At 65.7% G+C, this 8,703-nt stretch carries 4 protein-coding genes and 1 pseudogene; 2 read left to right on the top strand and 3 right to left on the bottom strand.

Going from position 1 to position 8,703, the window contains the following annotated elements; genetic code table 11:
* Window positions 1-348 (bottom strand): annotated as a pseudogene (locus GXH28_RS12110) (hypothetical protein); the annotation flags it as partial.
* Between the two features lie 103 nt (window positions 349-451).
* Between GXH28_RS12110 and GXH28_RS12105 the strand changes: the two are divergent.
* The gene (locus tag GXH28_RS12105) at window positions 452-2,356 is read left to right on the top strand and encodes a glycosyltransferase family 39 protein (RefSeq protein WP_169239292.1); all 1,905 of its coding nucleotides are present in this window, start codon (window positions 452-454) and stop codon (window positions 2,354-2,356) included.
* Between the two features lie 7 nt (window positions 2,357-2,363).
* On the opposite strand, the gene GXH28_RS12100 is transcribed toward GXH28_RS12105, so the two are convergent.
* Complete coding sequence (locus GXH28_RS12100; protein WP_169239291.1) at window positions 2,364-4,325, bottom strand: hypothetical protein; 1,962 nt, start codon at window positions 4,323-4,325, stop codon at window positions 2,364-2,366.
* Between the two features lie 102 nt (window positions 4,326-4,427).
* On the opposite strand from GXH28_RS12100, the gene GXH28_RS12095 reads away from it, so the two are divergent.
* Complete coding sequence (locus GXH28_RS12095) at window positions 4,428-6,491, top strand: glycosyltransferase family 39 protein (protein ID WP_169239290.1); 2,064 nt, start codon at window positions 4,428-4,430, stop codon at window positions 6,489-6,491.
* A 6-nt stretch (window positions 6,492-6,497) separates the two neighbouring features.
* Here the strand turns inward: GXH28_RS12095 and GXH28_RS12090 are convergent, their stop codons facing one another.
* Window positions 6,498-8,654, bottom strand: a complete 2,157-nt coding sequence (locus GXH28_RS12090) for a hypothetical protein (RefSeq protein ID WP_169239289.1) — start codon at window positions 8,652-8,654, stop codon at window positions 6,498-6,500.
* Between the last annotated feature and the right edge of the window lie 49 nt (window positions 8,655-8,703).

The raw sequence follows: 8,703 nt of genomic DNA, 5'->3' as shown, positions 1-8,703 counted from the left end.
ACAACGGTTCAATGCGCGCCCACAGACTATCAGACAGCTCCCAACTTGCAACGTCGGCGTATCGCGTCCCACTGGTATTATCCATATCCCTATTATGGCTCGTTCCGTAAGTTTAGAGATAGGTTCTAAGCTGGCCAGCGCGTAGTAGAGCGGCGGCTGGCTGCCCTCCTGCGCCCAGGGCGTTTCTTTGGACGCGAGCGACTGCACCGGCAGGCCGCCGCCATGCGCCAGGTGATGAACGTAAGCGAAATGCATCACTTCGTCGTTCTTCTCGAAGACCGGCGTTGCGAATACGTAGGGCAGCGCGAGGAGGACGAAAGTCAGGAGGATGAGCCGTCGGAGCGCCATCGGCGATCACAGCGCTTCTGCCTGGGTTGCGTCAACAAAGCCGAAACGCGCTATGATTATCACATTGCTGCTTTGATGCGCAAGCCTATAATCTGCCGCGTCCATGGGTGATCCCCCCCTGCGCGGACGAATCTGGGCTTTGGGCGTCCTGCTGGTCGCGCTGGCCGTGCGCACCTTCGACCTGGCCGGCCAGAGCCTTTGGTACGATGAGGCATTCTCTGTGCTTTTCGCGCAGCACCACGACGCCCTCGCGTTGTTCGTCCGCGCAGCGCAGCTCGACCTGAACACGCCGCTGCACTACGTTCTGCTGAAAGGTTGGATGGCCGGGCTGGGGGAGAGTGAGTTCGCCGTCCGGCTGTTGTCGGTGTTCGCCGGCGCGGCGAGCGTCGCGCTGGCCTACCGGCTGGGGAAGGTCGTCTTACACCGGCCTTCGGTCGTACCTGCGGTGCTGATCGCCCTCTCGCCAGTCTGCGTCCTAGCCGCCCAAGAGACGCGCATGTATGCCTTGGCCGGCAGCCTGTGCCTGGGAGCAACCTTGGCGCTGTTGATGACGCTGCGCGACGACCGGCCGGCGCTTTGGCTGGCGTGGAGCGTGCTTGGCGTGCTGGCCTTCGCGACACATGTGCTTTGCGCGCTGGTGATCGGTGTGCATATCATCGCGGGCATCGTGTTACGCCTCGGCGAAGGGCGCAAGATCAGTCGTCCGCAAGGCTTGGCTGCGGCCGGCGCCGGCCTGGTTATCCTCTTGTGGACGGCGTTCATCTGGCCGAATCGTGCCGACTACGGCGTAAGCTACGCTGCGTCAGCCGACTGGCCGGCGCTGATGGTGCAAACGGCTGCCGGCCAGGCGTTGCCGCGCCTGTTACCCGTGACATGGATCACGCCGGCCGGCGTCGCCGTCATGATCGCGCTGGCGCTGTCATGCGTCGCGCTGGTTGCGAGGCGCGATCGGCCGCACCTTGCGGCGGCGCTGGCTGCGATCGCGGTCATGTCGCCGGTCGCCATCGCAACGTTCTGCGCCGTCGTCGGCAAGTTTTCGCCGCGCTATCCGACCATCGTCACGCCCATCGTGCTGGCAACCCTCGGCATTGCGATTGCCGGCGCGCCGCAACATGGTCGGGTTGCGCAAGCGCTGGCGCGCGCCGGCCTCACCGCGCTCGCCCTGGGATTCGGCGCAGCGTCGCTCGCGCTGCGCATCAGCCCGCTCTATGCCAACGAAGACTTCCGCAGCGCGGTGTCCTACATCCGCACGCACCTGCAGCCGGATGAGCGCGTGGTGTTGGTCTCCGGCCACTTCGCGCCGGCCTTCGAGTATTACTGGACCGGCGCAGCGGATGCCTGGGTCGCTTTGCCGCCCGACCCGGTGCTGAACGTGCGCAACACGCTGACCTACACTAGCGTGGTGCCGACGACGAACGCGGCGCTGGCCAACCTGGGCGGCGCGTGGCTACTGCTTTGGCAGGCCGACGTGATTGACCCGACCGGCGTCGTGCCGGCGCTGCTGCGCCGCCAGGCGCAGGCCTTCGCACCGCAGCCCGATACGCCGCAGTTCGCCGGCCTGCGCCTGCAGCGCTATCGCTTCTTTCGGCCATACCGTCCGCTGCCGGAGCAAATCCCGCCGAGCGAAGCCGTGATCGAGCACAATCGCCCCGAAGTTGGACTGCGCAGCCTGGGCTGTGTGCAGCCGCAGCCGGCCCGTGCCGGGGATGGCTTCATGGAGGTGCAGTGCTTTTGGCAAACCCAGCCGTTCGTGCCGCTGTCGGTATATACGAAAGTGTCATTGCGGCTGGCCGATGCACAGGGCAAGCAGGCGCTGCAATCCGACCAGCCCATCGCCTTCAACGGCTTCCCCTATACGCCGTTCGAGAAGCCGATCTGGGGGGTATATCTCATCCCACTGCCGCCCGATCTCCAAGCAGGGGATTACACCTTGCGCGTCGTCCCCTACACCGAATCGGGTGAGATTTCGCCGCAGGTGTCGTTGCCGGTCGAGGTGCTGCCTCGTTGAGGCGTGATCACCGGCATACGATGTTCGGATCGGGGGGAGACAGCGCCAGCGCCAACGCATCGCCGTCCAGCCGCACGCCTTGTGCGTCGGTGGCCGGCAAGCGTTCGCCGGTCACGTAGTCGTATAGCCCGACGTAGAGCGTTGCGCCGGCGGCGCCCGGCGCAATGAGCATCCGCCGGTCAACGATATCGCGATCGAGGGGTAATTGAGCGAACGGCAGCAGCCCTTGCAGCGGCGCGCCGTCGCTCTGGGCCAGCTTGGCACCGTTCGCGTCCAGCGCTTGGACGAACGCCGAGAGCGTCGGAGCCAGTTCGCGCGCAGATGGCGAGCCTCGCCATTGCAGCGCCACCACCCATCCTTCGCGGCAAGGCTGGATGTGGTATTGCGCGAGCGCCGGCCCGCCGGCGAAGGTGACGACGGTTTGCGCGGGGCGCTGTTCCGTCGCGCCACCGATCCAGTCGGTGCGCAGTCCTTCGCTCAGGTAATGCGTCTGCAGCACGCGCGCGGCGTTGTGCAGTTGCGCCGAGTCGAACGGCTCGCCGAACGTCTGGAAGGCATACGGGCGCGACGGGTGGCCGGGCAAGGCGAGCCGGACCAGGCGCACATCGCGGTCGAGGCCAGTATTGGCCAGCGTTAGGTCGCTGCCCTCCACGTAGTCGGCCAGCACGATGGCGCCCTCGGAGAACATCGGGAAGCGACGCGCCGGCGGCGCGACCCACTCCGGCGCATTGATCACCAGCAACTGGTCACCAGGGGTAAGTTGTGCGCCGGCGAGGGCAATGGCTTGCACCGGCTCATTGGCGCGGGCGAGGAGCGCCTGGTGATCACGCACGTGCCAAGCGCCTGCCAGGCCGAGGGTAGCGATGACCGTGCCGATAAGAGCGACCCGAATGCGCGGGACGAGCCGAGCGGCCAACGCCCATACGAGCGATGCCCAGGTGATCGCCACGCCGACGCTTGCGAGGTAGAACACGCGCGGCGCGTTCTGCACATAGCCGGTGGGTAGGCGCAGCACCGGCAGCGCGACGGACGCTGCGAACAGCAGCAATCCCAGCAGAGCGGCGTCGTCCATCCCGCCGCGCAGGGCGAGGGCACACAGTGAAAGCAGCAGCGCAGTCGCCAGAAGCACGGCGACCTCGGCCGGCAGGCCCAGCGGCGACAGCAGCAGCGTGAGCGGGTAGGTCAGCGTCTGCAGCGCGATCAATGCGCGGGTCATGGCGTCGCCAAACGCGAAGGTCCACTCCGGCGACGCGCCTTTTGGCATGAGCTGGTAAAGCACGGCATAGGCGCCGGCCAGCCCGACCACGATCAGAAACGACCATGCCTCACGCGCCCACCGGCGGGTTCGCACGGCGCGGATCGCTTCGTAGGTCAGCGCAAAGCCAGCGACGCTCAGGCCGATTTCGTTGGAGAGGAACGCAAGCGTGCATAGGCCGAGGCAAGTGACCCACCACGCAGCGCGCCGCCGAGTCGGGCCGGACTGCCGTGCGCACGCGTAGCACAGCATCGCCAGTTGGATGAACAGCAGCGCCAATAGGTGGTTCAGGCCGGCGGGGAGCGCCACGGCCTGAACGGCGAACGGATTCAGCGCGAAGAGAAAGGCAGCGCCGAACGCCATGCCGCCAGTTTGCCGGCCTAGCATGGCGGGCATGAATTTGAGCAGCAACAGCGTGTTGGCGGCGTGAGCGACGATGCACGAGACGTGCAGGAGCAGCGGCCCGGATGCGCCGGCAGCGGCGGCCAGCCGGTAGTAGGCCAGATATAGCGGCTGGTAATAGCCGAAATTTTGCGTCCGCGTGAACAGGTCGAACAGCGTGAAGTCGCGCGCCATCCGCACGCTCCACGCGTCGTCGAACGACAGCGGCAGGGATAGGCTGGGCCAGTAAGAGGCGACCAACGCTACGACCAGCGCGGCTACTGCAAGCGGCGCGATCAGCCGGCGCGCTTTGGCGTGGGATGCAGGTTCCATAGCAGGCAGCGTGGTCGGTCGGGCATGCTTCGCGCTAATTTTGCCATGCGGGTGACGGAATGCGTTCACACATCGTACAATTCTTCGCGCTCGATCCACCCCATGCCCTCGTCCCGCTTCGACTGCGCTGCGTTCCGGTCGTTTCTCGCGCTCGCCTTGGCCGGCGTGCTCTATCTGAGCATTGCGCTGGCGAACCTCAGCCTGCCCGGCCCAAATTACGATGAAGTGGCAGACGCCATCCCGGCGTTGGAGCTGCTGCGCGGCGAGTGGCCGGCCAGCGCGCTGAAGACGATCCGCGTCTTCGGCCAGCCCATGCCGATCATGATGCTGCACTACATCGGCCCGACCTCGATCTACACCAGCCTGGCCGGCTTCGCGTTGTTCGGCATCTCCGTTGAGTCGCTGCGGTTGACGCAGACGTTGATCGGCTTGCTCACCCTGATCCTCACCTGGGCACTGGCGCGCGTGTGGTTCGACGATCGCGTCGCGGCGCTGGCGGTCGTGCTCGCGGCGACTGCGCCGGTCTTCGTGTGGTGGCATCGCGCAGGCGCATTCTTCTCGTCGCCCCTGCTGCCGATCGCGCTGAGCATCATTCTCCTGCTCACGTCCTGGCAGCGCACGCAACGCACTGCGCCACTCGTCGCGGCCTGTTTCCTGTTCGGCCTGGGCTGCGCCACTAAATTGCTGTTTGCTTGGGTGCTAGGCCCTATCGCGCTCACGGCGTTCATCGGCCTGGGTGCGAGAGAGACGATCACCCGGCTGCGTACGATTTCGCCTGCGACGTTGGCCGGATGCGCGGCGGCCTGCATGTTGGGGCTGACGCCGTTCGTGATCCACAACGTCCCCGGCCTGGACTCGTTCCGCTTCATCGCACAGAATGCGCTACGCTCCCGGCTCTACGGTCACGACAACTTAGATATCCTCAACAACACGGCCTTTCAGGCGACTCAGCTCTTTCGGTTGGTCGGCGGCGATACGCTCGAATTCAACGCGCCTGCGCCCCTGCCGCTGGCTGGCGTCGTGCTGGTCGCCAGCTTGATCTATACAGCGATTTGGCTATGGCGCAACCGAGGCGGCAACGCGCCGACGCGCCTGCCGCGCTTGTTCTTGTTGCTGAGCGTCGTAGTGATCACGCCGCTGGCCACTTTCAGCGTGACAGCGATCGGTGGCCGGCACCTGTTCATCTTGATGCCGTTGGTGATCCTGTTGATCGCGGGCGCGCTGGCCGATGGGCTGCGAACCGGCATGCCGCGCTGGGTGCGTGCTGCGACGGCGGCAGCGACGCTGGCGCTGGTGCTGAATGGACTGATGGGCAACCTCGCGCTGCTGAGGTTCTTCGAGCAGACGGGCGGCCGAGGCCTATGGTCGGATGCGCTCAACCGCACGGCCGTCTGGCTGGAGTCGGGCTTCGCCGGCCGGCCCATCGTCGCGATGGATTGGGGTTTCGAACGCAGCATCGCCTTGCTGACCGAGGGTCGCGTGCGCATGCGCGAGGTATTCGAGTACACCCAGGATCCGTCGCCCCGCTTTACCGACGTTAGCTTGGTGTTGCTGCGCGATCCGGCAAATGTGTATGTGTTCCACGCGCCGGCTGCGACGGCCTTCGGCGGTCATTGGGAACGATTCGAACGCGCGGCGCTCAAGTCGCGCATGGAACTCGTGCAGGTCGCCGCGCTGCATGAACGTGACGGCGTGACCAATACGCTGATCTACATTGCCCAGCCGGCGCCGCGCACGTTCACCGCGCCGGCGCTGGCCGATCTGCGCAGCGCGACGCTCTCGAGCGGCGTCGAGCTGATCGGCGGCGACGTGCGATACGATCCGGCGCGGCGCGAAGTGTCGGTCATGCTGCACTGGCGCGCGCTCGTGGATGCTTTGCCCGACGACACCGTGCTGCTGCACATCGTGAACCAAACCACCGGCGAAGTGGTGCTGGCCGCCGACACGCAGCCGGTGTATGGCGCGTATCCTTTCTCGCGCTGGCAGCGCGGCGAGGTGGTGGCCGATCCGCACTGGGTGACGCTGCCGGAGGGCCTGCCGCCGGGGATATACCAAGTGCGCGTCGGGGCCTATGACCCACAGACCGGCCGGCGCCGCGCCATCGCCGACCCGCGCAACGACGCCGCCGGCGATAGCCTGATGCTGCAGACGTTCGAAATTCGATGACCTGCATCACCCCAAGCACACGTCGTCCGCAATGGGGACGACGATCTCGTTAGCCGGCCACTCGCCGCCGTCGGGCTTAAGCGCCTGGTAGCGCTGCAGCGACTCCCGGAGATACGCGCCGAGGCGCAGGGTGTCCACATCCACGCCGGGCGGGACGAAGATCGCTCGCGTCTCGAAGATGCGCAGGCCGGAGGGAATGCGATCGAGCGGGACTAGGCCGCCGACCGGATCGGCATCGGCGATGAGTGTTTGCAATCCCTGCCCGTCATGGCCGTGAACGAACACGCCGGTCGGTCGCGGCAGGTTGCGCACATCCGACCAGACCAAATGGAGCTGCACAAGCGCGCCGCAGCGTTCGGCCGCGGCAAATTCTAGTGTCGCGCCGGCGCTACCCCCACCGATGACCAGCCGGGCCAGCGGCGCAGCAGCCAAGGTGGTCATCGGCTCGATGCGACCGATTTGCCGCGCGCGGAGGCCGGGAGGGTCGTAGTCGAAGCGATAGATGTAGTTGGCGGCCAGGATCGCATCTTGCAACTGGGCGTCGTCCACCGCGCGACCGAACAGTCCGTATTTAAACGGCGTGCCGGTAGTGAACGATTTGTCCGCTTCCTCGTAGCCGTCGCGCGCCGTGATCGAGGGAGGATGACGCAAAGCGAGCGTTTCGCGCCGTATACCGCTCACGCTGCCGGCCCACTTCCATACCGGCCCCCATGACTGTCCGTCCGGGCCGTCCACCTCCCACAGATGCATGCCTTCGCGACCGAACAGAAAGGTCTGCTCCGCCGGCAGGCTGACGAAGGGTGCATTGATCAGGAGGAAGGTGTCGCTGGGCTTGGATTGGCGCAGGTCTCGGTCAATGGCCTGCAGCGCCGGCGCGAGGCGTTGGGTTTCGGCGATGCGTATGAGGATGAATGGCACGCACCATAGCACGAACGACGTGGCGAGTGACGGCAGCACCAACTGCCAGCGGCGATGACGGACGAGGTGCATCGCGCCGGCGACGACCACGCCCCAGAACAGCGCAACACCGACCGATGGCAGATACATCAGGCGCGGTGCGTCGGAAGTGTAGCTGGCATCCAGCAGCATCACTGCCGGTGCGATGCCGATGATCCACCACGCCAGCGCCCACAGGCCCAGGCTGAGCGCCCGCGCGCGCCAGAGCACGGCCAAGCCCAACGCCAGTTCGGCAACCAACAACCCGAGCGCCAGCACGATGTGTTGCTGAAGCGTTGTGCCAGGGGCCGGGCGCGTTATTGCCAGCATCCATGCGATCATGCCTTGGGCAAAATAGGCCAGCTTGTAGAGGATCGCTGGAATGTCGTTGCTGCGTTCGAAGTAGTTGCCCTCGCTCCAAATCGTGACCACCGTCAACTGGTAGAGGATGGGATAGGCTAAGGCTAAGGCGAAGGCGCAGGCCAGCATGGCGGCGCGACGCAAGCGCGACCGGCGGCGCCGGGCCAGCAACAGTTCGACACCCAACAGGTAGAAGCCGAAGACGAATCCGGCTTCGTGGCTGATGCAAGCGACCAGCAGCGCAGTTGCGCTCATGCTCAGCCAGATGCCATTGCAGCCATCGCGCCATCGCGCGTATGCAAGTAGCGCTGCCAGTCCGGCGGCGGTCGCGACCGGGTGATATAGCGCGCCGGCCCATAGCACGGCCTGGTACGAGAAGGGGAATGCTGCGAAGAGCGCCCCCGCTAGCAGTGGAAAGGCTAGTCCGCGCCATCCGATCGCACGCCCAAGCCGAGCCGCCAGCGCGATCACCAGAGCTGTGTTCAGCGTGTGTGCCCATACGTTCCACATGTGCAATACCGGCCCGTAGAACCAGCCAAACAGGTCGCGGGTGAGCAACCAGAGCGTCGTAGCGGCAGGACGATACTCGCCGGCGGCCAGCGTGCGCGGCAAAGCAAAGTTCGAAATCAGCGAGCGTTCGGCCAGCCGCCATACCGTCGGCGCGTCATCATAGAGCAGCGACAACTGAACTGCGCCGGCGTATAGCGCGAATGCACCGAACGTAAGCGCGCTCGTAGCAACCAATCGAAGGAAGATCGCGATGGACGGGGAAGGTTGGCTCGGCACACGCTGTTGTAGGATAGGCTTATCTTTGTAAGCCATGCGATGGGCGTGCAGCTTTTCGGCCGAGCGGTGGGATGAACTCACCAGGCCGCTCGGTTCGCATCCAACCCTACCATCCGGCGGTGACCGCCTT

This window comes from Candidatus Roseilinea sp. NK_OTU-006 (assembly GCF_012931985.1).
Taxonomy (GTDB): domain Bacteria; phylum Chloroflexota; class Anaerolineae; order J036; family Brachytrichaceae; genus JAAFGM01.
Note: the sequence above shows the minus strand (reverse complement) of the source record. Positions and strands in the feature narration are given on the sequence as shown.